Origin of the sequence: Microbacterium sp. CFH 31415 (assembly GCF_022538185.1) — a bacterium.
In the GTDB taxonomy this organism is placed as follows: domain Bacteria; phylum Actinomycetota; class Actinomycetes; order Actinomycetales; family Microbacteriaceae; genus Microbacterium.
The window spans coordinates 50341-76091 of sequence record NZ_JAKYXC010000002.1; the positions used below are offsets into that span (position 1 = coordinate 50341).

Sequence of the window (25751 nt, forward strand, 5' to 3'; positions counted from 1 at the left end):
CGTCCAGAGGTCGGGCCGCTCTGTGACATCGACGCCGCCGTGCGTCACACGCTCCCACTGCGGCTCCGAGCCCGCGCGTAGGTAGGTGAGTTCGAGCCGCTCATTCACGACGCCATCGCGCGAGCCAGGTCGAGGATCCATGCACGCACGATACGCCCCGCCTAGGACCCCGCGGGACCATCGATGAAACCCTCTTCCTGGTACCAGCGAATCTTCCTCTTCGCGATGTCTACTAAGTCAGCAGCGGTGCGGCACCACTGGCCGAGAAAGAAGTCCCGCCCGCCTTCTCGTACTTCTAGTGAAGCGGCCCACTTGCCCCAGTCTGCGTGGAGGTGGCGTCCGTGAAGCTCGACCTCAACAATCTCCCACTGTGTGACGTCGTTGTCGCCGATCCGCAGTCCAAAACCTTCCGGCACGGTGCGAGCCGTAGCAATCTTCCGAAACTCGATGAGGTCACCGCGCATAACCGGATGGTCCACCAGAGCCATGCGGGCGAGGGAATCCACGACTTTGGTCAGACATACCTGGTCCTTGGCGCTGTAGAACTTCCGGAGGACGCCAGCGTGCAAGATGACCGTCCAGTACTCGGCTCGGCTCGGGGATCCGAAGAGGTCGTACTTGCGAGGGAGCGGAAAGGTCTCGGCCAGATCGGCGTACGAGTCGGCCGTATCAAGAAACATGTCGATCCGGGTGGCGTCGTCTGGCGGCGCGGGGACGTTCTCGTACAGCGGGGAGTGTGCCATCCCCGCAAGCTAGCGCGTCAATCGGCCTACCTGAAACTGACGGGCTACTCGACCGCTTCTAGCAGGATCGCGTCAGAGTGGCGCGACGCGACCCGCGCGGCAACGCATGAGCGAGGGCGGTCTGTGAGACCGTCTCCTTGTGAAGTTCTCAGAGCGATACGGATACACGGAGGCCCGCACGGTGGCGCAGGTCGAGTCGATGGACTCGCCGCTCCGCACGGCTCTGTGGAACGTCACTTATCAACGCTTCCTGAAGGACTTTGACACATACGAGTACCGCAACGGCGCATCGATGATGCGCGTACTCTGGGCGTCCCTCTTCCACTGGGACATCGCCACCGTCCCGGAGTTTGCGTCCGGCGCTGCCAAGACGCTGCGGATGATGTTCGAGAACGAGGAGTGGTACGTCGTCTACGACATCGTTCAGACAATCGTCACGACAGTGAATGAACCAGAACTAACGACCGTCTACAACGAGGTACTGGAAACCCACCTCGCCGGCTACCGAATCATCGACGGAGACGTGACGCCCCTCTCAGATGCACGAGAGGTTGAGTCGGTCGAAGACGCGATCGCCAACTCCGGCCCGTACGCAGCCGTTCGCCACCACCTTCGCACCGCGCTGACCCTGTACTCCCGGCTAGAGAATCCCGACTACGCGAACTCCGTCAAGGAGTCCATAAGTTCCGTCGAGGCAATCGCCCGAATCCTGACAGGGAAGAACGCTCTTGGTCCGGCGCTGGATGAGCTACGGTCCCGAAACCCCGATCTCCACCCTGCGTTGGTGGCCGGCTGGAAGTCGCTCTACGGATTCACTAGCGACGCCCCGGCCATTCGGCACGGTGGAGCCCATGCTCCCGACGTGAGCCAAGACCTTGCGCGTTATTTCTTGGTGACTTGCTCCGCGATCGTCAATTTCTTGATCGGGACCGCACGCTGACTACCGGCCGACCTTGTGCTCCTTGATGTAGGCGTCCAGGAATCTTTCGAGGTCTCGCAAGTAGTCCATACCGACTCGGAGCTCAGCGTCGCTTGTTCGCCGACCGTGCGCTACGGCGTTCCGGACATTTAGGACCTTCACTAGATCATTTCGGCGAGTCTCATCTAGTACGTGAAGGGCCGAGAGACGGTCCAGGAGCAGCCCGATGGGGTAGTCCTCAACGTCTGCGCGGCTCATGCCGAGCGCCACGCTCGCGAGCGAGCGGATTCTCTCCTCGACTCGCATCCACTCATGCAGGAAGTCCGACGACTCGCTAGCGATGTACGCGCTCCCGTCCCAAGCGGCGTAGGCCGCTCGGCTGTCAGCGATGGCGTCTGCCTTGGCACGTTCGGCCGCGGCCAGCTGGAACGCGGCTTCGGCTCGTTCCGACTCGGCCCGATCGGCGTACCGGAAACCGACGAGAGCGCCTGCGCCAGCCAGCGTCGCAGTGCCGAAGGAGACCAGCACAGTCGCTGTGAGATCACCCGAAACGTTGAACATGAGCGGCAAAGCGTATGCCAGCAGGAATGCCACCAAAGTAAGGCCGAGGAGGACGAAGACAAGGAAGTTGGGGCGGCTGCCTCGACGACGAGTCGTGTGAAGCGCGTACCAGACGTCGCGGTCCGCATTCCGGGCCTCAAGCGCCTCGACGGTGTTCACAATGTCCCTCGGGGTCAGCGCCTGACCGGCGGTGAGGTGAGTTGCCTCCGCAAGCACACGTGCCTCGTACTGGGCGAGATACTCCTGAAGAGTTGCTCTGGCCGCATCGGACATCTGGACGTCGTGCCGGTTGCTCTCGTTCATCGCCGTGACCTCCAATCAATGACTTCAACGATCACGGTCAGCATGACTGTCAGGACCAGGCTGATGGTGAAGAGGTAGCCGAACCCGCTCCAGGCCTCCGGGACAACCATGAAGGTAAGGAAGATGCTCGTTGCGATGACGAGAATCGCCTGCGCGATCCTGCCCACGAGGTACCACGCGCTACGTGGGCGCAAAGTCGACCCACTTTCCCGCACCCAGGTTGCGGCACGTTCGATGTGCTTGCTGTGGTACTCACGGGGCGCGCGACGGTTTGTCCGCTCTTGCTCTTCAAGGTTGCTCGCTTCGCGCAGGACAGCTCGTGCGAACTTCTCTACTGCGGTCACGTAGCTTACCCGCGGCGGCCCCGCGAGCACGCTCGAACCGGGGACGGCGAGAACCACTTTGTCGGAGGCGGCCGGCCCCGCAGGTGGCGGTTGTGTTGTCACGTCATCCCATCCGGCTCAGCAAGTTGACGCCACTCTATCGATCTGCGCGTGGTGCTGACGGCGTGTCTCGTCACGCCCAGTCGATCGTTACCCTGGCCTCGACCGCTTGACGAAGGATGGCAGCTCGCGCGTTGGAGTAGTCCTCGTCAGACTCGTTGCGAAGCTGGGGCCGCGTGCGAGGCATCCCCTCGGGCCATTCGTCAACGACCACGCGGGCGATCAGCAGCCGCAGGAACTCTCGGCGCTGCCCTGGCGTCCATTCCGTCCACCGAGCGAGGATCGCGTCTCGGGGTCCGAACGCCTGCTCGATGTCGGGCGCACCAACCAGCGCCTGGATGTCCTTGCCGATCTGCTCGACCTCGGCCTCGACTGACTGAATCTCTGAGCGAAGCCGTTCCTTCGTGATGAGCCCATCGAGGGCGAGGTCTTCGGCGCGCGCACGCTTCTCGAAAAGCGCCTCGCGCTTCGCGTTCAGCGCGGCGATCTTGCTCTGAGCGTCAGGGTCACGCTCGGCTTTGCGCTTCTGCCAGTACTCGGAGTCGTTGAGGCGAGCGATGGCCTGCTCGAACACGTAGCCCTCCAGGAGGTCGTGGTCGATGTTCACCCGGCCGGTGTCCTGCATAACCGTGATCTTCTCGCCGTTCCGAGTAGTCACGCGCTCGACGCGAGGGTGATTCTTCGGGTCGGGTCCGTGTACGCGGGCGAGGCATCCGATGGCAGGGCGCTTACCCGAACCGCCCCCGGACTTGGTGGCCGTGATGAGAGGCTTTCCGCACTTCGCGCAGACGGTGAGCCCGCCGCCCATTGAGTACTTCCCGCCCTTCACCCCGGGTGAGTGAACGACCTTGCGAGAAGGGTCGGTCAGGAGGCGCGTAACGCGGTCGAAGGTCTCAGGATCGATGATGGGTTCCCAGCCGACCTTGCCCGCTTTGGTCTCACCCAGCATCGAGCGGTTGAGCATGATCGAGCGCAGGTTCGCCTGCCGCCAGTGGTTCCCGCCGCGGGTTTTGACGCCCTGGTTGTTCCAGTCGGTGACGATCGCGTGCATGGGCTCGCGGAAGTCGAGCAGGCGCTGGGCGACCTCGTGGATGCGCTTCACTTCGACGGGCTCTGGGACCAGGCGGCCGGCCTCCGCTCGGTACCCGTAGGGCGGAATCCCACCGTGCCACTCGCCTCGCTCGGCTTTCGCCGCCTTATGCCGTCGCTGGCGCTCACTCGCGCGTCGAGTCTCGAAGCGAGCGATACCGGCGATCATCGTGGCGCGGAACTCACCATCAGCCGAGGTCAGGTCAATCTCGCCGTCGACGGTGACGACCTGCGCGCCTCGCTCGATGAGCTTGTTGAGGTCGGAGGTACTGCGAACGAGCCGGTCGAGGTCCACCGCGATGATCACCTCGAACTCGCGGCCCACCCTGCCGAGCATCTCGTGCCAACGAGTGCCCTCGCCGCGGGCGCTCGACGCCCGAACCTCGTTGTCGTCGAAGACCGCGACAATCGGCCAACCGCGCGCGCTCGCGAGGTCGGTACAGCGCTTGCGCTGCGCGTCGATACCTTCCGCACGGTCAAGCGACTGGCGAAGATAGAGCGCGGCGCGGCGCGGGGTTGAAGTGCTCATAGTCGATTGTATTACAAGGGTGACTTTCTGATTCCTCGCTGAGGCGGGGGAGTTCCAGGCCAGCGCGCTCGATGCGCTGCGGCAGCCGCTCGAGAACGGGTCGATCACGATCCATCGCGCGAGCGCGACCGCCGAGTTCCCCGCCCGCTTCCAGCTCGTCATGGCGACGAATCCGTGTCCATGCGGCGACTACGGCATCCGCGGCGGAACGTGCACGTGTCCGCCCGCCGCCATCCGCCGCTACCTCGGACGACTCTCCGGCCCGCTGCTCGATCGCATCGACATAGAGCTGACTCTCGCCCGAGTGTCGGTGGCGCAGCGCGAGCAGTCGACGGCAGCCCTCACGACCGCGACCGCGCGGCAGCGCGTGGCCGAGGCCCGCGACCGCACGGCGCGGCGGCTCGCCGGCACGCCGTGGCGGGTGAACGCCGAGGTCTCAGGAGCCTGGCTGCGCGATGGCCCCGCTGCGCCTCCGCCGGCGGTACGTCGGCCGCTCGATGCGGCGCTCCATCGTGGTGCCCTCACCCTGCGCGGCTACGACAGGGTCTTGCGCGTGGCGTGGTCGTTGGCCGACCTCGACGCGAGCGCGCAGCTCGGGACCGAGCACATCGGCCGTGCGCTCTACCTGAAGAAGGGGATCGCGCTATGACCGCGCTCGACCTCTCGCCGGCGACGGCACGCAGACTGCTCGGACCGTTCGCGCCCGCCGAGGGCGATGACGCGGTGGTCGACCGTCTGGCGACGGTCGTGTGGTGCCACCTGCTCGAGCCCGGCGACTCGGTGGCGGGGCAGCTCCTCGCGGGCCTCGGCCCGTCGGAGTCGCTGCGGCTCGCGGTCGGTGACAGCACCACCGCGCTGCTCGGTGAGACGGAACTCGCGACGGCACGAAAGCGCTGGCTGCCGAGGCTCTCCCTCACGCACGTCGGCGATGCGCTGCACAGCGCGGCGAGGGCAGGTGTGCAGCTGGTGACGCGGAGCGATCCCGAATGGCCGGAGCAGGTCGACGATCTCGGACTGCACGCGCCGGTCTGCCTGTGGGTGCGCGGCGCCGCGGTGCGGCTCAGCGAGCTGCGTCCCTCCGTCGCCGTCGTGGGCGCCCGGGCGGCGACGTCGTACGGTGAGCATGTCGCCATCGAGCTCGCCGCAGAACTGGCCGGCAGTGGGATCGCGGTCGTCTCGGGCGGCGCGTACGGCATTGACGCTGCGGCACATCGGGCGACGCTGAGCGTCGGCGGGCTGACGGTCGCCCTCCTCGCGGGCGGCGTCGACCGCGCCTACCCTGCCGGCAACGCGGGCCTGATCGATCGCATCGCGGCGTCCGGTGCCGTCGTGAGCGAAGTTCCCTGCGGATCGGCGCCGACGAAGTGGCGGTTCCTGCAGCGCAATCGGCTCATCGCCGCCCTTGCCGGCGCCACGGTGGTCGTCGAGGCCGGGTGGCGCAGCGGCTCGCTCAACACTGCGGGCCACGCGGCGGCGCTTTCCCGGCCGCTGGGCGCGGTTCCGGGGCCCATCACCTCGGCCGCATCGGCGGGAACTCACCGGCTGCTGCGCGAGTACGGCGCTCAATGCATCACGAGCGCCGCCGACATCCGCGAGATGATCGGCTTCGACGGCACCGCGCCGTTCGGCGCGATGCCGTACGAGGGCGACCGCACCGACGACACCACCCGGGTCCGCGACGCGCTCAGTGTTCGGGCATGGCGCGAGACGGCCGACGTGGCCCGCCGGGCCGGAATGGCACCCGACGAGGTCGAAGCGATCCTCGGCCTGCTGGATCTCGAGGGGAGCGTCGCCCGTGGCCCCGGCGGCTGGCGCAAGGCCGGCAGCCGGGAGTGACGCTTCCCGTCGGCGCGCCGCGCCGCCGCGGTGCGCCGCGGTGCGCCGCGGGGCCGGTCGGCGCGGGCCGGGGCAAGCTGGGGGAGTGAGGATCAGCAGGGCAGCCGAGACGTACGTCACGCATCTCGCCGACGTCCGTCGGCTCGCGCCTGCGACTGTCCGTGCGTACCGCTCCGACCTCGCCGACCTCACGGCGGCCAGTGCTGACGCCGAGCTGACCGACATCGACCTCGAGCAGCTCCGCGACTGGCTGTGGCAGGCGACGCAGCGCGGCGACGCTCGGTCGACGATCGCCCGCCGCACCTCGTCGGCACGTGGGTTCTTCGCGTGGGCGGTCGAGGAGCACCTCCTCGACACCGACCCCAGCCTGCGCCTGGTTGCGCCCAAGCGCGGGCGCACCCTGCCGAAGGTCGCGGCATCCGATTCGCTCACTGCTCTCCTCGATCTGCTGCGCGATGCAGCGGCCGACGGGGATCCGGTGGCCCTTCGCGATCACGCGCTGCTCGAACTGCTCTACGGCGCCGCCGTGCGCGTTTCGGAGCTGTGCGGGCTCGACCTCGATGACATCGACGCCCGGCGACGCACGGTACGCGTGCTCGGCAAGGGCTCGAAGGAGCGCGTCGTGCCGTTCGGCGGCGCCGCCGGTCGCGCGCTCGACGCGTACCTCGTCCGAGGCCGCCCCGCGCTGCTCGCTCGTGCGGGCCGCCATGCGCCGGCGACCGCAGCGGTTTTCCTCGGGGCGCGGGGCGGGCGCATGGGCACGCGCGCCGTCTACGACGTGGTCTCGCGCGTGCTCGGTCCGGAGCTCGGGGCCCCTGTCGGACCCCACTCATTGCGGCACTCCGCCGCGACGCACCTCCTCGACGGCGGTGCGGATCTGCGCGCGGTGCAGGAGATCCTCGGCCACGCCAGCCTCGGCACGACGCAGATCTACACGCACGTCTCGAGCGAGCGGCTGACGGCGACCTATCGCCTCGCGCACCCCCGCGCCTGACCGCAGGGCATGCCCGCGAGCCGGCCGACGCCCGGGCCCACCCAGCCATCACCGGCGGGCGCAGCGATCAGCAGCAGGGGAGGAGGACCGCGCGCGGCACGTCGCCGAGCAGAAGCATGGGGTTGACGTACTCGCCATGCAGCCGCACCCCGAAGTGCAGAGCGCCAGCCGCGGTGTGCCCGCCGAGGGCGATCGTGCCGACGGCGTCGCCCGACCTGAGCGTCGCGCCCGGTCGCAGGTCGCTGTTGATGGGCTCGAGCGTCGTCACCAGGCCGTCGCCGTGCTCGATGGTCAGAATCCCGCGGCCGGCGACCGGGCCAGAGAAGGCCACCGTGCCCGCGGCAGGCGACCGCACCTCGAACGAGTCCACGGCCTCGAGGTCGATCCCTCGGTGGCCGGCGCCGTAGGCGTGCGCCGGCGCCTGGAACGGCCGGACCAAGCGGAACGCCGCGCTCGGCCACACCCACCCGCGATCTGCTAGCCCGGCGGCGTGCCGGGCATCCACCTCGTCGTGCAGCGCCTGCGCGGAGACGGCGGACGACGTCAGCGCGATCGCGAGGGCGAGCACGGTCACCGCACATCGTCGGCGGAACGGAGCGGAGGTCGGGGTGCGCACCCCTCGACGATGGCGCGCGCAGGGACGGGTGTGATCACCGAAGGAGAAGCCGGTGGAGGGGATGGCCCGACCGCGCGCGGGGGAGAAGGGGCTGCTGTTACACTGGACCCTGCATCCCGCTTGTCGGGATGACTCCGCGTGCCCAGAGCGCGGCGGCGATCCACCCGATCCCGCGGCGCGGCATCCACTCCCAACGGTCTCACAGAGCTTCTGCGAGCGGGCGTGTGCCGGGCACCAGGCTCGTCGGCTTCTTGCCGGCAGAACACAACCGCAAGAGGCGCGTGAGCGCCAGAACAGGAGAACGGCTATGGCCGTCGTCACCATTCGCCAGCTGCTCGACAGCGGCGTCCACTTCGGACACCAGACCCGCCGGTGGAATCCGAAGGTCAAGCGCTTCATCCTCACGGAGCGCTCGGGCATTCACATCATCGACCTGCAGCAGTCGCTGACGTACATCGACAAGGCGTACGACTTCGTCAAGGAGACCGTCGCCCACGGCGGCACCATCCTCTTCGTCGGCACGAAGAAGCAGGCGCAGGAGATCGTCGCCGAGCAGGCGACCCGCGTCGGCCAGCCCTACGTCAACCAGCGCTGGCTCGGTGGCCTCCTCACCAACTTCCAGACGGTGTCCAAGCGCCTTGCGCGCATGAAGGAGCTCGAAGAGCTCAACTTCGACGATCCGGCTGCGAGCGGCTTCACGAAGAAGGAGCTGCTGATCAAGAAGCGCGAGCTCGACAAGCTCCACAAGTCGCTCGGCGGCATCCGCAACCTCCAGAAGACCCCTTCGGCCATCTGGGTCATCGACGCCAAGCGCGAGCACCTCGCGGTCGACGAAGCCACGAAGCTCGGCATCCCGGTCATCGGCATCCTCGACACGAACGCCGACCCGGACGAGTTCCAGTACCCGATCCCCGGCAACGACGACGCGATCCGCTCGGTGAGCCTGCTCACGCGCATCATCGCCGACGCCGCCGCCGAGGGACTCATCCAGCGTCACCAGCCGACCGACGAATCGGCCGACGCTGAGCCTCTCGCCGACTGGGAGCGCGAGCTGCTCGAGCAGAGCGCGCCGGAGCAGTCGTCCGCCGAGACCGAGAAGGTCGCCGACGAGGCGATCGCCGCCGCCGACCTGGCCGAGGCCGTCGAGGCCGAGCAGGCCGTCGAGGGCGAGGCCGCGACCGAGTCGGCCGCCGACGCCGAGGGCGCTGCCGCCGCCGAGGCCGCCAAGTAATTCGGCACTGCCGCATGAACTCCGCCCCGGCGGGATCGGACTGAGTCAACGCACTCAGGCCGGTCCCGCCGAGGCATCCTCAGCACTCATCACAATCAAGGAGCCGCCACCCATGGCAAACTTCACGATCGCCGACATCAAGGCGCTGCGCGACCAGCTCGGCACGGGCATGGTCGACACGAAGAAGGCTCTCGAAGAGGCCGACGGCGACGTCGAGAAGGCCGTCGAGATCCTGCGTCTCAAGGGCGCGAAGGGCAACGCCAAGCGCGCCGACCGTTCCACCAGCGAGGGTCTCGTCGCCGCTCGCGAGCAGGACGGCAAGGTCACGCTGATCGAGCTCGCGTGCGAGACCGACTTCGTGGCGAAGAACGACCGCTTCATCGCGCTGGCCGAGAAGGTCGCCGATGCCGCTGCCGCCGCGTCCGCCGACTCGGTGGAGGCCGCTCTCGCGGCCCCCGCCGGTTCGCAGACCGTCGCCCAGCTCATCGACGACGAGGCCGCGATCATCGGCGAGAAGGTCGAGCTGCGCCGCGTGCGCACGCTGACCGGCGACAAGTTCGAGGTCTACCTGCACAAGACCAGCAAAGACCTGCCCCCGCAGGTCGGCGTGGTCCTGGCGTACTCCGGTGACGACGCGGAGACCGCGCGCAGCCTGGCGCAGCACATCTCGTTCGCGAACCCGTCGTACCTCTCGCGCGACGAGGTCCCCGAGGCCGACGTCGAGAAGGAGCGCGAGATCGTCACCGAGATCTCCCGCAACGAGGGCAAGCCCGAGGCCGCACTCCCGAAGATCGTCGAGGGCCGCGTGAACGCGTTCTTCAAGCAGGTCTCCCTGCTCGACCAGGACTACGCCAAGGACAACAAGCTGTCCGTGGCCCAGGTCGCCAAGGACGCCGGTCTGACCCTCACGGGCTTCGCCCGCTTCAAGGTCGGCGCATAACATCTCGAGAAGGCCCGCATCGAACACCGATGCGGGCCTTTTCTCATGCCCTTAGGTAGTTTGTCCCCAACGAGAGGATCGTCGTGATCACTGAGACCACCGGGCGCCGCCGCGTCCTCCTGAAGCTGTCCGGAGAAGCCTTCGGCGGCGGGCAGCTGGGGGTCAACCCCGACGTCGTCAGCCAGATGGCCCGCGAGATCGCGGCAGCCGTCGACCGCGTCGAGATCGCCGTCGTCGTCGGCGGCGGCAACTTCTTCCGCGGCGCCGAGCTGAGCCAGCGTGGCATGGACCGCGGCCGAGCCGACTACATGGGCATGCTCGGCACCGTCATGAACGCCCTCGCACTGCAGGACTTCCTCGAGCAGGCAGGTGCCGCCACGCGCGTGCAGTCGGCGATCTCGATGACCCAGGTCGCCGAGCCCTACATCCCGCGGCGCGCGGAGCGCCACATGGAGAAGGGACGCGTGGTGATCTTCGGGGCCGGTGCGGGCCTGCCCTACTTCTCCACCGATACCGTCGCCGCCCAGCGCGCTCTGGAGATCGACGCGCAGGAGGTGCTGGTCGCCAAGAACGGCGTCGACGGCGTCTACACGGCAGATCCGAAGACGGATGCCTCGGCCACCAAGATCGACCGCATCACCTACCTGGACGCGCTCCAGCGCGGCCTCAAGGTGGTCGACTCGACCGCCTTCAGCCTGTGCATGGACAACAAGATGGACATGCGGGTCTTCGGCATGGAGCCTGCAGGCAATGTGACGCGCGCGCTGCTCGGCGAGTCCATCGGCACGCTCGTCACGGCGTGAATCGCGCCGCTGAGTAGACTGATCAGGCCCCACCCCGATGAAGGAGACACAGTGATCGCGGACGTCTTGGCCGATGCCGGAGCACGCATGGACCGTGCCGTCGAAGCTGCGAAGGATGACTTCGCCACGGTTCGAACCGGGCGTGCGAACCCCCAGCTCTTCCAGAAGGTGCTGGTGGACTACTACGGCACCCCGACGCCGCTCGCGCAGCTGGCGTCGATCAACAACCCCGAGGCGCGCTCGCTCATCATCACGCCGTACGACAAGTCGGCGCTGAAGGCGATCGAGCAGGCCATCCGCGACATCCCGAATCTCGGCGTGAACCCCACGAATGACGGCAACATCGTGCGTGTCACGATGCCCGAGCTCACCGAGGAGCGCCGCAAGGAGTACGTCAAGCTGGTTCGCTCCAAGGGCGAGGACCACAAGGTGCACCTGCGCGGCATCCGTCGCAAGTCGAAGGACGACATCGACGCCCTCAAGAGCGAGTTCGGCGAGGACGAGCTCAATCGCGCCGAGAAGGAGCTCGACGTCCTCACGCGGGCGCACGTCGACGCGATCGACGAGGCGCTCAAGCGCAAAGAAGCCGAGCTGCTCGAGGTCTGAACCTGATGTCCGATGCACCCGGAGAGCCTGCGGGGGGTGGCTCGTCACTCCCTGCGGCTCCGCTGACCCGTCGCGAGGCGGCTGAGGCCCGCCGAGACGCCGACACCGAGGTCGTCGCCGAGAACGAGGGCGATGCCTCCACCGCGCCGGACGTCCCTGCGTTCGCCGTGCCGGCTGCCTCCGAGCCCGCAGACTCCGGGCCCGTCGTCCAATCGCACCTCCGCGCCAAGCGCTCCGAGTTCGAGACGCAGGTGGCGCACGCGCGGGCGGAGTTCGAGACCCAGGTCGCGCATGCGCGCGCCGAGTTCGAAGAGGCCAACGAGCGCATCAAGGCGCGCACCGGCCGCGATCTGATCCTGGCCACGCTCATCGGCGTCGCCGCCGGAGCGGTGCTCGTCGGTTCGCTGATCTTCGTGAAGCAGCTGTTCGTGGTGTTCGCCCTCGCCGCCGTGCTCCTGGGCGTCTTCGAGTTCTCGCGGGCCCTCGTCGCGGCCGGCCGCAAGATCGATCTGGTCCCGCAGCTCGTCGCGGGCGGGATCATCGTGGTGTCGGGCTACTTCCTCGAGCTGTGGCTGCACTGGGTCGTCGTCTTCGTCGCGATCGCACTCGTCGTCGTCTGGCGGCTCCTCGCTCAGATGACCGCGCGCGACGGCCGCACGTACGGCGCAGTGCTGGGCGATGTGCTGATCGGCGGATTCATCCAGCTCTACGTCCCGTTCCTGGCCAGCCTGTGCGTGGTGCTGCTCGCCCAGGACGGCGGAGAGTGGTGGGTGCTGGCGTTCATCGCGGTCGTCGTCGCCGCCGACACCGGCGCCTACGCCGCAGGCATCATGTTCGGCAAGCATCCGATGGCGCCGCGGATCAGCCCTAAGAAGACCTGGGAGGGGTTCGGGGGCGCTGTCGTCGCCGTGATCATCGCCGGCGTCCTGCTGGGGATCTTCATGCTCGGGCTCAGCTGGTGGGCGGGCATCGTGATCGGCGTCGTCATCCTCGGAACGGCCACCGCCGGCGACCTAGGAGAATCGATGATCAAGCGCGACCTCGGTATCAAGGACATGAGCTCCTGGCTGCCCGGTCACGGCGGTGTGCTCGATCGACTCGACTCGATCCTGCCGTCGGCGGCCGCCGCGCTGGCCCTCTATTACCTCTTCACCCCCCTGGTGGCATCATGACGACTGAGCCTGCCGGCCCTCCGGCGGCGTTCCCCGAGACTCGTGGGCGCGAGAAGGGCTACGACAAGAAGGCCGTCGACGACTTCCTCGCCCGCGCCCGCACGGCCTTCGAGGCCGGGGGAGAGCGGCTCACCGCGGCCGACGTGCGTCGCGTCGCCTTCCCGCTGGTCCGTCGCGGCTACGTGATCTCGTCAGTCGACGCCGCTCTCGGTCGCATCGAAGACGCGTTCGCCGCCCGCGAGCGCGAGGCGGCGGTGTCGGATCACGGCGCGCACGCCTGGGTGGGCAAGACCCGCGAGACCGCACAGGTCGTCCTCGACCGGCTGTCCCGCCCTCGCGGTCGACGCTTCGATCGTGTGTCGATGCTGCGCTACGGCTACCGCGTCGACGAGGTGGATCTCGTCGCCGACAAGGTCTCGCGCTTCATCGAGTCGGGGGAGTCGGTGACGGTCGAGCAGGTGCGGTCGGTGGCATTCCGCATGCAGCGGGGCGGCTACCGCGAGACGCAGGTCGACGCCGTGCTGGACTCCGTCGTCGAGATCATGCTCGCGGTGACATGACGCCGCGCCTCGATCTCGGATGGCACCTGCCGATGACGATCGCTAGACTCGGGGAACTGTGACTTCCGGAAACGACCTGATCCCGACTCGGCGCTCCCGTCGTCAGTCCGTGTCGACCGTTGCCGATTCACCCACCGGCCCGCCCCGTCGTGCGGCGGCTCCGACCCCGCGCTGGTCGCGCCGTCGTGGTGTCCTCGGAGTGTTCGCCGGGTTCGCGGCGATCGGTTTCGTGGTCGCTTACATCGGGCCCACGGGCATGGCGATGTCGCAGGCGAACGCGCAGGAAGCCGCGCCGATCACCCTCTACGCGAGCTCGCTGGGCGACATCCAGACGCGAGCGGTCGTCGAGACCGACGACGCTGAGCAAGAACCCCGCTCGCTCGATCGCGACGGCTACACGGTCTATGTGAAGCCGAAGCCGAAGCCGAAGCCCAAGCCCGTCGAGACGTCGTCCGGGTCGACCTCGTCGTCCACCGGCTGGGCCCCGCCCTTCGTGACGCCCGACCCTGGCAGTGCGCAGGCCATCGCGTACCGCATGGTCACGGACCGCGGCTGGGGCGACGGCGAGTTCTCGTGCCTCGTGGCGCTGTGGAACAAGGAGTCCGGCTGGCGGGTCAACGCCTACAACGCCTCGAGCGGCGCCTACGGCATCCCGCAGGCGCTCCCCGGCAGCAAGATGGGCAGCGCCGGTGCGGACTGGGAGACCAACCCCGCCACGCAGATCTCGTGGGGCCTCGGCTACATCGGCGGTCGTTACGGTACGCCGTGCGGCGCCTGGGGGCACTCGCAGCGCGTCGGGTGGTACTGACCGCGATGCCGCGGTCGAACAGACGTCGCCCTGCGTCGAACGGCGACGACTCCCTCGAGCGCCTGCTCGCAGGCTGGAAGCGCACCGAGGTGCGGCGCGGCGTGGAGTGGACCATTCAGCCGGTCTCGGCCGCGCAGGCGCAGAAGAGCTACGTGTGCCCCGGCTGCGGCCGGACGATCGACGCCGGCGTCGCCCACCTCGTGGCGTGGCGCGCCGACGGCGTTCTCGGCGACAGCGCCGATCTCGCTGCGCGCCGGCACTGGCATCAGCATTGTTGGAAAGTGGCCTGACGGCCCGCGCATGAGGACCGGTTGACATGGAGATCCGCGGACCCGTGCTCCTGCCCGCCCGTCGGGAGGACGTCGAGCTCGAGACCCTCGACGGGCTGACGCTCGTCGGTGAGCTCGCCCTGCCCGAGGGCCGCGACCCCGTCGCTACCCTCGTGACGCTGCACCCGCTGCCGACGGCCGGCGGGTTCATGGACTCGCACATCTTCCGCAAAGCCGCGGGCCGGCTTCCCGCCCTCGCCGACCTCGCCGTCCTCCGGTTCAACACGCGCGGCACGACGTCGCAGCGCGGGACGAGCGAGGGGGCGTTCGACGGCGGCCGCGCGGAGGCGTTCGACGTCGCCGCGGCGATGGACTTCGTGCGTGAGCGCGGCCTTCCCGCGCCCTGGCTGGTCGGCTGGTCGTTCGGCACCGAGCTTGCGCTCAAGTACGGCCGCGACCACGACGTCGAGGGGGTCGTGCTGCTCTCGCCGCCGTTGCACCGCGCCACCGATGCCGAGGTGGCGGCCTGGGCCGCCGACGGCCGGCGGATGGTCGTGCTGGTCCCCGAGTTCGACGACTATCTCCGGCCGGATGCCGCGGCCGAGCGATTCGCGAGTGTGCCGCACGCGGTGCTGATCCCCGTCGAGGGCGGCAAGCACCTGTGGGTCGGCGAGAACCAGACGCGCCGCGTGCTCACCGAGATCGTGGCCGCCGTCCATCCGGATGCGCTCCCTCTTCCGACCGAGTGGGACGACGCGGGGGTGGCCGAGTCCTGACGCCGCCCCCGAGGGCCGCCGGGACGCGGCATCCGCTCACCGCTCGTTCTGGCGTGGGATGACCACCTGGCGGTAGATGATCAGGATGCTCGCCGCCACCGGGATCGCGACGAGGGCGCCGAGCAGACCGAGCAGCGCACCGCCGGCGAGGGCGGCGATCACGACGACGGCGCCGGGCACGGAGACGGCACGGCCCATGATGCGCGGCGAGATCACGTACGCCTCGATCTGCATGTAGATCAGGTAGTAGATCGCCGCGATGAGGGCGGTCGTGGGCGAGCCCAGCCCGAGGCAGAACAGCACGATGATCGTCGAGCCGGTGAGCGTTCCGACCAGGGGGATCAGCGAGAAGAAGAACGCGATCACCGCGAGCACGGCGGGGAATGGAGCGTCGATGATCGACAGGAAGATCGCGCTGAGCACACCGTTGATCACGCCGAGGCTGAGCTGCCCGATGACGTAGTAGCCGACCGAGTCGGTGATCTGCTCGCCGAGGTCGATGAACCGCGCCCGCTTCGACGCCGGGACCAGCTGGTACACCGCGCGCTTCAGGTTCGGCGTGGAGGCCGTGAAGTAGATCGTCAGGATCAGCACGATGAACGCGCCCGCGAAGCCCGCGAGAACCGCGCCGCCGATCACGATGAGACCGCCGCCGATCTGCTCGCCGATGGCGCCGACGTCGAGCGACTCGAACCAGTCGTTGAGGTAGGTGAAGACATCGTCGACGTTGAGGTTCGGGAAGGTCTCGGTCATCCAGGTCTTCGCCTCGGCGACCGGATTCCACCCCTTCTGGATGAGGTCCTGGATGTCGGAGACCAGCTGAGTGATCTGGCCGACGATGATCGGGACGATCATGAGGAGGATGCCCGCGAAGACGCCCAGGACCGCGAGGATCGTGATCAGCACCGCCGCCCACCGGGGGAGCTTGCGGCGCTCCAGCCACGCCACGATGGGGTCGAGGCCCAGTGAGAGGAACAGTGCCGTGCCGACGTAGAGCAGGATCGTCGACAGTGTCTGGATGCTGCCGATCAGCACGAGTCCGAGCCCGACGCCCAGAGTCGCGACGAACGCGACCCGGAACGGATTGTGCACCTTCATTCGGCCCTCCCGACCCTCCCGGCGCGCGCGCCGGACTTCCGTTCCGTCAGGATACGCACTGCTGACCCTCAGGCCCGCGATTGCGCCCTCCCGGGCCCCTTTCAGGTCGACTTCGCTAGTCTGAAATGTCGAATCGAGGGCCTTCGCCGTCCGGCGGGCCTGGGAGAGGTGTTATTCGTGCGTTTCGTTTGGGCTGTCGCGGCGTTCGTGCTCGCCGCCGTGATGATCGGGGCAGGCATCGCGCAGCGGACGATCTTCCAGGGACCCGAGAACGACATCGCCGCCGTCTCGGTCGACGAGGATGCCCCGTACCTCGTGATCGACGGCACTGTCCTGAACGAGATTCCCGGTGCGCAGACGCTGCGCGCCCAGGGCGACGGCAACATCTTCGCCGCCTACGGGCGCACCGCCGACATGCAGGCGTGGCTCGCCGACACCTCCTACAACGTCGCGACCCTCGATGACGCGGGCGAGATCGTGACCGAGCTGGTGGAACCCGAGGCTCCCGCGACCGAGGCGCCCGCCGAGGGCGAGGCGGCTGCGGAGGGTGACGCGGCCACCGGTGGCGAGGCTGTCGTCGACGAGACGGCGACCGAGGTTCCCGGGCGCTCTCCCGTCGGCTCCGACCTGTGGCTCGACGAGTTCCAGCAGAGCGACATCCTGATCGCGCCGCTCCAGCTGCCCTCCGAGATGAGCGTGCTCGTCGCGAGCGACGGAACGCTGCCGGCACCGTCGAATGTCTCGGTCTCGTGGCCGATCGCCAACTCGACGCCGTGGGCCGGACCGCTCATCGTGGGCGGCGGCATCCTGATGGCCGTCGGCGTGTTCCTGTACATCCTCGGCATCCGCCACGCGCGCCGTTCGCGCGGCCCGCGCCGCAAGGGCCTCCCGATGCCCGTCACCGAGCCGATCGATCTCGCGATCGAAGGCGCCGACAAGGGCGTCATCAGCTCGACGCCCCCTACGCGCCGCGCCGTGACCCGCGGCCGTCGCGCGTTCGCTGTGCTGCCCGTGGTCGCCGTGTCGGCCCTGATGTTCAGCGGCTGCTCGGCCGACGCCTGGCCGCAGTTCGGGGCGACCCCGACTCCGACCCCGACAGCCACGGTGATCGATCAGGAGGGTCAGCAGGCGCCCGCCGTCACCAAACCGCAGGCCGAGCGCATCCTGTCCCGCATCGCCGCGACAGTGGCCGAGGCCGACGAGTCGAAAGACAAGGACCTCGCCGCGACCCGTCTCGACGGCGCCGCACTGGCGGCCCGCGCGACGAACTACACGCTCCGTGCCTCGATCGCCGACTACGCGGCTCCCGCGCCGATCGTCACGAAGCCGCTCGAGATCGTGCTGCCCGAGTCGAACGACGCGTGGCCGCGCTCGGTGATGGCGGTCGTCGACGACCAGGAGAGCAAGACCTCGAGCATCATGGTGCTCACGCAGCAGGACGCATGGGCGCCTTACAAGCTCTCCTACTCCGCGGGTCTCGAGGCGTCGACTGAGATGCCCGATCTCGCGCCTTACTACATCGGCGCGGTCGAGCCGGCCGCCGACTCGCCGTTCCTGATCATGGCGCCCGAGGACCTCGCCGCGGCCTACGCCGACATCATCAACAAGGGCGAGGAGAGCGTGCATTACGACATGTTCGAGGCGGAGGGCGACCAGCTTCGCGCGAGTATCGCCGCCGATCGCCAGCGCCGCCTCGAGTCCTTCAACGAGACGGCGTCCAAGACGGGCAGCCTGACGTTCTCGTCGGGTCCTGGCCAGTTCGGGCCCCTCGCCCTCGCGACGGTGGAGAGCGGTGCCATCGTGGCGGTCAACCTCATCGAGGTCGACACGGTCAAGCCGACCGATCCGGGCGCGGTCATCAAGCTGCCCGACAACCCAACGGTGAAGACGCTCGCAGGCGCCGACCAGTCGGCGAGCGGCTTCACGACGACGTTCACCGACCAGGTGTTCTTCTACGTGCCCGGGCAGGGCTCGACGGACAAGATCCGTCTGCTCGGCTACTCCTCCGACATCCTCGACGCGAAGGTGATCAAGTGACCGACCCCACCTCGGGCGCCGCGCTGCGCGGCGCTGTGGATCTCTCCGCTCTGCGCAACCGGCCCGCCGCCACGCCGGCGGGGCAGGAGCCGCAGGCGGCTGCCGCCGGGTCCGTGCCCTCCCTGGTCATGGACGTCACGGACGACACGTTCGCGCAGGTTCTCGAGCTCTCGCGCACGGTCCCGGTCGTCATCGACCTGTGGGCCGAGTGGTGCGGACCCTGCAAGCAGCTCAGCCCGGTGCTCGAGCGCGTGGTCACCGAGCTCGGCGGACGCCTGGTGCTGGCGAAGGTCGACGTCGACGCGAACCCGCAGCTGTCACAGGCCTTCCGTGCGCAGTCGATCCCGATGGTCGTCGCGCTGGTGGCGGGTCAGCCGGTTCCGATGTTCACCGGCGCGGTCCCCGAGCAGCAGGTGCGCGAAGTCTTCGCCCAGCTCCTCCAGCTCGCAGCGCAGAACGGCGTGACCGGCACGGTGAGCGTGTCGGAGGATGCTGCGGCCGAGGCGCCCGAGCCGGTCGAGCCTCCGCTGCCGCCGCTGCACGCCGAAGCGTTCGAGGCCATCGAGGCGGGGGACTACCCACGCGCGATCGCTGCGTACGAGAAGGCCCTGGCGGAAAACCCGCGCGACGCGGATGCCCGCGCGGGACTGGGTCAGGTTCGCCTGCTGGACCGTGTGCAGGGTGCCGATCTGCAGGCCGCCCGCGCTGCGGCTGCCGCCGCACCCGCCGACGTCGATGCGCAGCTCGCGGTGGCCGATCTCGACATCGCCGGCGGACATGTCGACGACGCGTTCGACCGTCTGCTCGAGCTGTTCGCGCAGCTGCCGTCCGACCAGCGCGCGCCGGTGCGCGAGCGTCTGCTCGAACTGTTCGCGCTCGTCGGCGACGCCGACCCGCGCGTCACGCGCGCTCGCGCGCAGCTCGCCTCGCTCCTCTTCTAGAGCGCGCCCCGCTGCGCCGTCACCCCTGCGTGGGTGACGGGATGTGCGCTTGCGGGTCATGCCGCAGCCACAGCACGCCGAGCGGCGGCAGCACGAGCTTCGCGCGCCCGCCCTCGCCTGCGTGGACCACGCCGAGGTTGCCCACACCCGAGCCGCCGAATGCCGCGGCATCCGTGTTGAGCACTTCATGCCACACACCGTGCTCCGGCAGATCCAGCTCGTACGACGTGATCGGCTCGCCCGAGAAGTTGCAGATCACGGCGAGGGAGTTGCCGTGCCAGTCGCGGCGCGCGAAGGCGATGACGTTGGGGTTCCACAACGGCGCCCCCAGCCGCACGAAGGCAGCGCCGTCGCTGTCGCGCGCCCACAGGGCGGAGTGGTCGCGGTACACACGGTTGAGTGTCGCGACGAACGAGTGCAGCTGCGCGTGCGAGGGCTGGTCCAGCAGCCACCAGTCCAGTGAACGTCCTTCCGACCACTCGGAGAGCTGGCCGAACTCCTGGCCCATGAACAGCAGCTGCTTGCCCGGGTGACCCCACATGTAGGCGAGGAATGCGCGCATGTTCGCGAGCTGCTGCCAGTGGTCGCCCGGCATGCGTCCGATGAGACTGCCCTTGCCGTGCACGACCTCGTCGTGGCTGATCGGCAGCACGAAGTTCTCGCTGAACGCGTAGACGAACGAGAACGACAGCTCGCCCTCGTGGTGCGAGCGGTACATCGGGTCGCGCTTGATGTACTGCAGCGAGTCGTTCATCCAGCCCATGTTCCACTTGAACCCGAAGCCGAGGCCGGCCTGGTTCGTCGGAGCCGTCACCCCGGGGAAGCTCGTGGACTCCTCGGCGATCATCGCGATGCCCGGGTAGCGCTTGTAGGCGGTGGCGTTGACCTCCTGCAGGAAGCGGATGGCCTCGAGGTTCTCCCTTCCACCGTGCACGTTGGGCACCCACTCGCCGTCTTCCCGCGAGTAGTCGAGGTACAGCATCGACGCAACCGCGTCGACCCGCAGTCCGTCGACGTGGAACTCCTCGAACCAGTACAGCGCGTTCGCGACGAGGAAGTTGCGCACCTCGTTGCGACCGTAGTCGAAGATGTACGTGCCCCAGTCGCGGTGCTCGCCGCGCCGCGGGTCGGGGTGCTCGTACAGCGCCTCGCCGTCGAAGCGGGCGAGGGCGAAGGCATCCTTCGGGAAGTGCCCGGGCACCCAGTCCATGATCACGCCGATGCCTGCGCCGTGCAGGCGGTCGATCAGGTAGCGGAGGTCGTCGGGGTGGCCGAACCTGCTCGTCGGCGCGTAGTACCCGGTGACCTGGTAGCCCCACGAGCCGCCGAAGGGATGCTCCGCCAGCGGCAGGAACTCGACGTGCGTGAAGCCCTGCGCGCCGACGTACTCGATGATCTGGTCGGCGGCCTCGCGATAGGACAGCCCCGGTCGCCAGGAGCCGAGGTGGAGCTCGTAGACCGACATGGGCGAGGAGACCGGCGTCGACTTCGCACGTCGCTTCATCCACTCGTCGTCATCCCAGCGATACGACGACTGCGTCACGACCGATGCAGTGGCCGGCGGAATCTCGGCGAAGCGGGCCATCGGGTCGGCCTTGGTGACCCACCCGCCCGAGCGGCTCAGCAGCTCGAACTTGTACGTCGCACCGGCGCCGACGTCGGGGACGAACAGCTCCCACACGCCGCTGCCCCCCATGGAGCGCATGGCATGGCCCTGGCCGTCCCAGTCGTTGAACGAGCCGACGATCCGCACGGCGCGCGCGTTGGGCGCCCACACCGCGAAGGCGGTGCCGCTCGTGCCCTCGAATTCGCGGACGTGAGCGCCGAGCACGCGCCAGAGCTCCTCGTGGCGGCCCTCGCCGATGAGATGGAGGTCGAGCTCGCCGATCGACGGCGGGAAGCGATAGGGGTCGTCGGCGACGTAGTCGGGACCGTCGTCGTACGTGGTCACGAGATCGTAGCGGCGCAGAGGGCCGGAGCGGGTCCCCTCCCAGATTCCCGCGCGCACGTGCTCGAGCGGCACGCGGGTGCCGTCGACGAACTCCGCGGTCACGCTGCGGGCGAGCGGGCGTCGGGCACGGACGGTCCACAGCGTGCCACCCTCGGCGTCCTGGCCGGCGTGGATGCCGAGCACGCTGTGCGGGTCATGGTGGGCGCCCCCGGCGATCGCGTCGAGCACCTCATCGGTCGTCGTCATCGCGTCTCCTTGACGTGGAGGATGTGCACGGGCTCACGGAAGGCGTCCAACTGGACGAAGTTGTGGTCGGACCAGGTCCAGCGCGCGCCCGTGACGAGATCGTCGACCTCGTACGGGTCACCGGGCTGCACGCCCCACACCCGGGTGTCGAGGTGGACCATCGTCTGGCGCACCGAGTGCGGATCGGTGTTGACCACGACGATGATCGTGTCGCTGACGCCGCTCGGCGACAGCGCCGCCGGCAGATGCTTCGCGTACACGAGGATCGCGTCGTCGTCGCTCCAGTGGATGGTGATGTTGCGGAGCTGGCGCAGCGACGGGTGCTCGCGGCGGATCTCGTTGAGCCGCCGGATCCACGGGGCGAGCGAGTCGCCGCGCGCTTCGGCACCCTCCCAGTCGCGCACCTTGATCTCGTACTTCTCGTTGTCGATGTTCTCCTCGGAACCTGGCCGGGCCACGTTCTCGAACAGCTCGTAGCCTGCGTACACGCCCCATGTCGGCGCGGCCGTGGCCGCGAGCGCCGCCCGGATGACGTAGGCCGGACGGCCGCCGAACTGGAGGTACTCCGTCAGGATGTCGTGGGTGTTCACAAACAGGTTCGGCCGCATGAAGTCGGCCGTCTCGGTGGCGATCGACGTGAAGAAATCCTCGAGCTCCTTCTTGGTGTTGCGCCACGTGTAGTACGAATAGCTCTGCTGGAAGCCGGCCTTGGCGAGGGTCTGCATGACCTCCGGACGGGAGAACGCCTCGGCGAGGAAGATGACGTCTGGGCGGTCCGCATTCACCGTCGCGATGAGCCACTCCCAGAACTCGAGCGGCTTGGTGTGCGGATTGTCGACGCGGAAGATCGTCACGCCCTGGGCGATCCAGTGGCGGACCACGCGGAGAACCTCGGCGTAGATGCCCTGGGGATCGTTGTCGAAGTAGACCGGGTAGATGTCCTGATACTTCTTCGGCGGATTCTCGGCGTAGGCGATGGAGCCGTCCGGGAGGGTGACGAACCACTCCGGGTGCTCGATGACCCAGGGATGGTCGGGGGATGCGTTGAGCGCGAGGTCGAGCGCGACCTCCAGGCCGTTCTCTCGGGCCGCCCGCACGAACGCGCGGAAGTCGGCCATCGAGCCGAGCTCGGGGCTGACCGCGTCGTGGCCGCCGTCAGCGGATCCGATCCCGTACGGCGAGCCCGGGTCTCCCGGCTCGGCCGTGAGGGTGTTGTTGCGGCCCTTCCGGTTGGTGGTGCCGATGGGATGCACCGGCGGGATGTACAGCACGTCGAAGCCCATGTCGCGCACCGCGGGCATGCGGGCACGGGCGGTGCGCAGGTTGCCGGGCTTCACGCGCCCGTCCTTCAGGCGCTTCGCGCCCTCGGAGCGGGGGAAGAACTCGTACCAGGCGCCCACGCCGGCGCGCTCGCGCTCGACGAGCAGCTCCAGGGTGGGGCCGATCGACGCGATCGACATCAGCGGTCGGTGGGCGAAGTAGCCGGTGATCGCGGCATCCCGCACGACGGCGAGGGCCCCGTCGCTGTCGATATTCGGGTCGCGGAGGACCGCTGCGGCGCCGGCGAGAGCCTTGAGCTCTGCAGCGGAGCGGTCCTTCTCGATGCGTGCCCGGTCGAAGAGCAGGGCGCCCATCTCTCGCATCAGCTCCGCGTCGACGCCCGCGGCGATCTTCACATCGGCGGCGTGCTGCCACGTGAGGAAGTCGTCGCCGAAGGCCTCGAACCGGAACGTCCACACGCCGTCCTCGAGCAGGGCCACCGTGGTCATCCAGCGGTCCAGTCCGTTCTCGAGCGGCGTCACCCCGTGCAGCGACTCGTCGCCGGACGGCGAGAACAGTCGCAGATGTACGCCGATCCGGTCGTGGCCCTCGCGGAAGGAGGTCACCCCGAACGGGACGGCCTCTCCGTTGAAGGCCTTCGCCCGGTACGGCTCGCCCGGGATCGACGGCGAAGGCTTGGTGAGCGGGATGCGGCCCGTCATCGTCACGACGTGCGATTCGCCCACAGGGGCGGGCCGGACGGGAAGGGCGGAGAGGCTCCGCCACGGACGTGGGGGAGTCGGACGCGTCGGTGATGCCACGATTCGAACCTACCGGCAGTGATGGCGGCTCGATAGGAGCTTGCGCCCGGGTCGTAATCCGTGGATGCTCACTCCGCGCGGAAGAGATGCATCGAGGTTCCGGGCACCGCGACGACCTCGCCCGGGGCGTGGTCGTCGCGATCGTCGGCGGGGGTCTCCTCGGCGCTCGACCACAGCGAGACGTACCGCGTGACGCCGTCGATCTCGGGGAGCGTGACCTCGGTGTCCCGCTCGGTGCCGTGGACGATGAGGAGGATGCGGTTGAACTCCTCGACCTCGGGTGTGGATGCGGCGACGTACTGAAGGGTGCGGTGTGAGGGGCTCGTCCAGCGCTCGCCCGACATCGTCTCGCCGTACTCGTCGAACCACTCCATGACCGAGGCGGACGGCGTGTGCTCGTCGAGCCGCGCGAATCGGATGGGCCGCAGCGCCGGGTTCTCGCGGCGCAGCGCGAGGAGGCGCTGCACGTGGGTGAACAGGTCGCGCTGCCAGTCGGCGTGCTCCCAGGAGAGCCAGGTCAGCGGCGAGTCGTGGCAGTACGCGTTGTTGTTTCCTCGCTGGGTGCGGCCGAACTCGTCACCGGCTGTCAGCATCGGGATGCCGGCGGACAGCAGCAGGGTCCCGAGCAGGTTCCGCATCGCCTTGCGGCGTGTGGCGAGGATGCTCGGGTCGTCGGTGGGCCCCTCCGCGCCGTGGTTGAACGAGCGGTTCGTATCGGCCCCGTCGCGATTCTGCTCGCCGTTGCCCAGGTTGTGCTTGACGTCGTACGACACGAGATCGCGCAGCGTGAAGCCGTCGTGCGCAGTGACGAAGTTCACGCTGGCCAGCGGGCCGCGCTCCTGCGAAAAGGTGTTCGCCGATCCGGCCAGACGCGTGGCGAAGCCGCCGATGCCGACCGGGGCGGCCGACGCGCGCCGGGCGTAGTCGACGTCGCTCAGCCAGAAGTTGCGCACGCGGTCGCGGTAGCGGTCGTTCCACTCGCTCCAGCCGTCGCCGAAGTTCCCCGTCTGCCAGCCTCCCATCCCGACGTCCCACGGCTCGGAGATCTTCTTGACGCCGGCGAGGGCCGGATCGTCGATGATCGCGCGCAGCAGCGGGTGGTCGGGGGTGAAGTGGTGGTCGGCGTCGCGGCCGAGCGTCGCGGCCAGGTCGAAGCGGAAGCCGTCGATCTGCACGTCGTTCGCCCAGTACCGCAGTGAATCGAGGACCAGCCGGGCCGCGGCATCCGTCGCTGTGTTCACCGAATTGCCGCAGCCTGTCACGTCGATGTAGGCGCCGTCGTCCTGCTGCCGGTAGTAGGCGCGGTTGTCGATGCCGCGCAGGCTCGACCGCGGACCGCCGATGCCCTCTTCCGCCGTGTGGTTGTACACGACGTCGAGGATCACCTCGAGGCCCGCCTCGTGGAGCAGCCGCACCATGCCCTTGAACTCGCGCAGAACGGACTCAGGACCTTCGCGCCGCGACTGCTCGGTCGCATACGGTGCGTGCGGCGTGAAGAAGTTGAGGCTGTTGTAGCCCCAGTAGTTCGACAGCCCATGCTGCAGCAGGCGGGGCTCGGTGGCGAACGCGTGCACGGGGAGCAGCTCGATGCTCGTCACGCCGAGCGCGAGGAAGTGCTCGATCATCGCCGGGTGCGCGAGCCCGGCATACGTGCCGTGAAGCGCGGGCGGGACTCCCGGATGCCGCTTCGAGAGGCCCTTCAGATGGCCCTCGTACAGCACCGTGCGGTCGAGCGGGACCCCCGGCTTGCCCACACCGCCCCAGTCGAACGAGCCGTCCACGACGACCGAGCGCCAGTCGTCGTACCCGCCGCGGGCGAGCCCGCGGGAGTACGGCTCGACGAGCAGGGTGCCGCGGTTGAAGGTGTTGCCCGGGGCATGCGGGCCGTCGACGCGCACGGCGTACCGCGTACCTGCGCGCAGCAGCTGCGTCGTGACCTCCCATACGCCGCCTCCGACGGGCTCGAGCGGAAGGCTGTCGGTCGCCCAATCGAGGTCGGTGTCGTCGAACACGACCAGCTCCATCGCCTCCGCCGCGCCCGACCAGATGCGCAGCCGTCCGCCGTCGGGCCCGAGCGTGACACCGAGGTCGTCGAGGTCGGTGCTGAGCAGACCCGCGGAGAGAGTCGACCCGGCGGACGGAGCGGAAGGCATGCGACCTACAGTAGTAAGCGCGTGAGTCGGCGGTGTTACGGCACCC

24 protein-coding genes are annotated in these 25751 nt (G+C 68.7%); 15 read left to right on the top strand and 9 right to left on the bottom strand.

The features are described from left to right. Positions 1 to 161: 161 nt before the first annotated feature. Complete coding sequence (locus MK786_RS01130; protein WP_241110430.1) at positions 162 to 743, bottom strand: hypothetical protein; 582 nt, start codon at positions 741 to 743, stop codon at positions 162 to 164. 139 nt (positions 744 to 882) lie between these two features. Between MK786_RS01130 and MK786_RS01135 the strand changes: the two genes are divergently transcribed. Then, the gene (locus tag MK786_RS01135) at positions 883 to 1683 is read left to right on the top strand and encodes an AbiJ-NTD4 domain-containing protein (protein WP_241110431.1); all 801 of its coding nucleotides are present in this window, start codon (positions 883 to 885) and stop codon (positions 1681 to 1683) included. On the opposite strand, the gene MK786_RS01140 is transcribed toward MK786_RS01135, so the two are convergent. From MK786_RS01140 to MK786_RS01150, 3 genes are all read right to left on the bottom strand, one after another. Further along, on the bottom strand, positions 1684 to 2526 hold the full coding sequence (locus MK786_RS01140; RefSeq protein ID WP_241110432.1) for a hypothetical protein: 843 nt from the start codon (positions 2524 to 2526) through the stop codon (positions 1684 to 1686). Next, positions 2523 to 2972: a hypothetical protein gene (locus MK786_RS01145; RefSeq protein WP_241110433.1), complete on the bottom strand. Its 450-nt coding sequence runs from the start codon at positions 2970 to 2972 to the stop codon at positions 2523 to 2525. Before MK786_RS01145 ends, MK786_RS01140 begins: the two co-directional genes overlap by 4 nt. A gap of 70 nt (positions 2973 to 3042) precedes the next feature. Further along, positions 3043 to 4695: a recombinase family protein gene (locus MK786_RS01150; RefSeq protein ID WP_241110434.1), complete on the bottom strand. Its 1653-nt coding sequence runs from the start codon at positions 4693 to 4695 to the stop codon at positions 3043 to 3045. Between MK786_RS01150 and MK786_RS01155 the strand changes: the two genes are divergently transcribed. The 3 genes from MK786_RS01155 (at position 4664) to MK786_RS01165 (ending at position 7417) form a co-directional block, all read left to right on the top strand. Further along, entirely contained in the window at positions 4664 to 5236 is a 573-nt protein-coding gene (locus tag MK786_RS01155; RefSeq protein ID WP_241110928.1) for an ATP-binding protein, read from the top strand. The genes MK786_RS01150 and MK786_RS01155 overlap by 32 nt on opposite strands. After that, positions 5233 to 6423 (top strand): DNA-processing protein DprA, encoded by a 1191-nt coding sequence (gene dprA, locus MK786_RS01160; protein WP_241110435.1) that lies wholly within the window; start codon positions 5233 to 5235, stop codon positions 6421 to 6423. The genes MK786_RS01155 and dprA overlap by 4 nt, the downstream gene beginning before the upstream one ends. Before the next feature lie 85 nt (positions 6424 to 6508). Continuing rightward, the gene (locus MK786_RS01165) at positions 6509 to 7417 is read left to right on the top strand and encodes a tyrosine recombinase XerC (protein ID WP_241110436.1); all 909 of its coding nucleotides are present in this window, start codon (positions 6509 to 6511) and stop codon (positions 7415 to 7417) included. 67 nt (positions 7418 to 7484) lie between these two features. Here the strand turns inward: MK786_RS01165 and MK786_RS01170 are convergent, their stop codons facing one another. Then, entirely contained in the window at positions 7485 to 7991 is a 507-nt protein-coding gene (locus MK786_RS01170) for a murein hydrolase activator EnvC (RefSeq protein WP_241110437.1), read from the bottom strand. A 349-nt stretch (positions 7992 to 8340) separates the two neighbouring features. Between MK786_RS01170 and rpsB the strand changes: the two genes are divergently transcribed. The 9 genes from rpsB to MK786_RS01215 all read left to right on the top strand — a co-directional run bounded on the left by rpsB (position 8341) and on the right by MK786_RS01215 (position 15198). Then, on the top strand, positions 8341 to 9264 hold the full coding sequence (gene rpsB / locus MK786_RS01175) for a 30S ribosomal protein S2 (protein WP_241110438.1): 924 nt from the start codon (positions 8341 to 8343) through the stop codon (positions 9262 to 9264). 112 nt (positions 9265 to 9376) lie between these two features. Then, a complete protein-coding gene (tsf, locus tag MK786_RS01180) occupies positions 9377 to 10204 on the top strand; it encodes a translation elongation factor Ts (RefSeq protein WP_241110439.1) in 828 nt (275 codons plus the stop codon). An 83-nt stretch (positions 10205 to 10287) separates the two neighbouring features. Next, the gene (gene pyrH / locus MK786_RS01185; RefSeq protein ID WP_241110440.1) at positions 10288 to 11007 is read left to right on the top strand and encodes a UMP kinase; all 720 of its coding nucleotides are present in this window, start codon (positions 10288 to 10290) and stop codon (positions 11005 to 11007) included. 51 nt (positions 11008 to 11058) lie between these two features. Next, on the top strand, positions 11059 to 11613 hold the full coding sequence (gene frr, locus MK786_RS01190; RefSeq protein ID WP_241110441.1) for a ribosome recycling factor: 555 nt from the start codon (positions 11059 to 11061) through the stop codon (positions 11611 to 11613). Positions 11614 to 11618: 5 nt separating this feature from the next. Then, entirely contained in the window at positions 11619 to 12785 is a 1167-nt protein-coding gene (locus tag MK786_RS01195) for a phosphatidate cytidylyltransferase (RefSeq protein ID WP_241110442.1), read from the top strand. Continuing rightward, positions 12782 to 13345 carry a DivIVA domain-containing protein gene (locus MK786_RS01200; protein ID WP_241110443.1) on the top strand — a complete coding sequence of 188 codons (564 nt, stop codon included), beginning with the start codon at positions 12782 to 12784 and terminating at the stop codon, positions 13343 to 13345. Before MK786_RS01195 ends, MK786_RS01200 begins: the two co-directional genes overlap by 4 nt. Before the next feature lie 58 nt (positions 13346 to 13403). Next, a complete protein-coding gene (locus MK786_RS01205) occupies positions 13404 to 14153 on the top strand; it encodes a lytic transglycosylase domain-containing protein (protein WP_241110444.1) in 750 nt (249 codons plus the stop codon). Positions 14154 to 14158: 5 nt separating this feature from the next. Then, positions 14159 to 14443, top strand: coding sequence for a hypothetical protein (locus MK786_RS01210; RefSeq protein ID WP_241110445.1), 285 nt, complete (start codon positions 14159 to 14161; stop codon positions 14441 to 14443). Positions 14444 to 14469: 26 nt separating this feature from the next. Then, positions 14470 to 15198 (top strand): alpha/beta fold hydrolase, encoded by a 729-nt coding sequence (locus MK786_RS01215; protein ID WP_241110446.1) that lies wholly within the window; start codon positions 14470 to 14472, stop codon positions 15196 to 15198. 36 nt (positions 15199 to 15234) lie between these two features. Here the strand turns inward: MK786_RS01215 and MK786_RS01220 are convergent, their stop codons facing one another. Beyond that, entirely contained in the window at positions 15235 to 16296 is a 1062-nt protein-coding gene (locus tag MK786_RS01220; protein WP_241110447.1) for an AI-2E family transporter, read from the bottom strand. A gap of 177 nt (positions 16297 to 16473) precedes the next feature. On the opposite strand from MK786_RS01220, the gene MK786_RS01225 reads away from it, so the two are divergent. Together MK786_RS01225 and MK786_RS01230 are read left to right on the top strand one after the other, a co-directional pair. Further along, a complete protein-coding gene (locus tag MK786_RS01225; protein ID WP_241110448.1) occupies positions 16474 to 18333 on the top strand; it encodes a glycosyl transferase in 1860 nt (619 codons plus the stop codon). Beyond that, positions 18330 to 19274: a tetratricopeptide repeat protein gene (locus tag MK786_RS01230; protein ID WP_241110449.1), complete on the top strand. Its 945-nt coding sequence runs from the start codon at positions 18330 to 18332 to the stop codon at positions 19272 to 19274. Before MK786_RS01225 ends, MK786_RS01230 begins: the two co-directional genes overlap by 4 nt. Before the next feature lie 19 nt (positions 19275 to 19293). On the opposite strand, the gene glgB is transcribed toward MK786_RS01230, so the two are convergent. The 3 genes from glgB to glgX all read right to left on the bottom strand — a co-directional run bounded on the left by glgB (position 19294) and on the right by glgX (position 25705). After that, positions 19294 to 21471: a 1,4-alpha-glucan branching protein GlgB gene (gene glgB, locus MK786_RS01235; protein ID WP_241110450.1), complete on the bottom strand. Its 2178-nt coding sequence runs from the start codon at positions 21469 to 21471 to the stop codon at positions 19294 to 19296. Next, the gene (locus tag MK786_RS01240) at positions 21468 to 23453 is read right to left on the bottom strand and encodes an alpha-1,4-glucan--maltose-1-phosphate maltosyltransferase (protein ID WP_241110929.1); all 1986 of its coding nucleotides are present in this window, start codon (positions 23451 to 23453) and stop codon (positions 21468 to 21470) included. The genes glgB and MK786_RS01240 overlap by 4 nt, the downstream gene beginning before the upstream one ends. Before the next feature lie 167 nt (positions 23454 to 23620). Then, complete coding sequence (glgX, locus tag MK786_RS01245) at positions 23621 to 25705, bottom strand: glycogen debranching protein GlgX (RefSeq protein ID WP_241110451.1); 2085 nt, start codon at positions 25703 to 25705, stop codon at positions 23621 to 23623. Positions 25706 to 25751 lie beyond the last annotated feature (46 nt).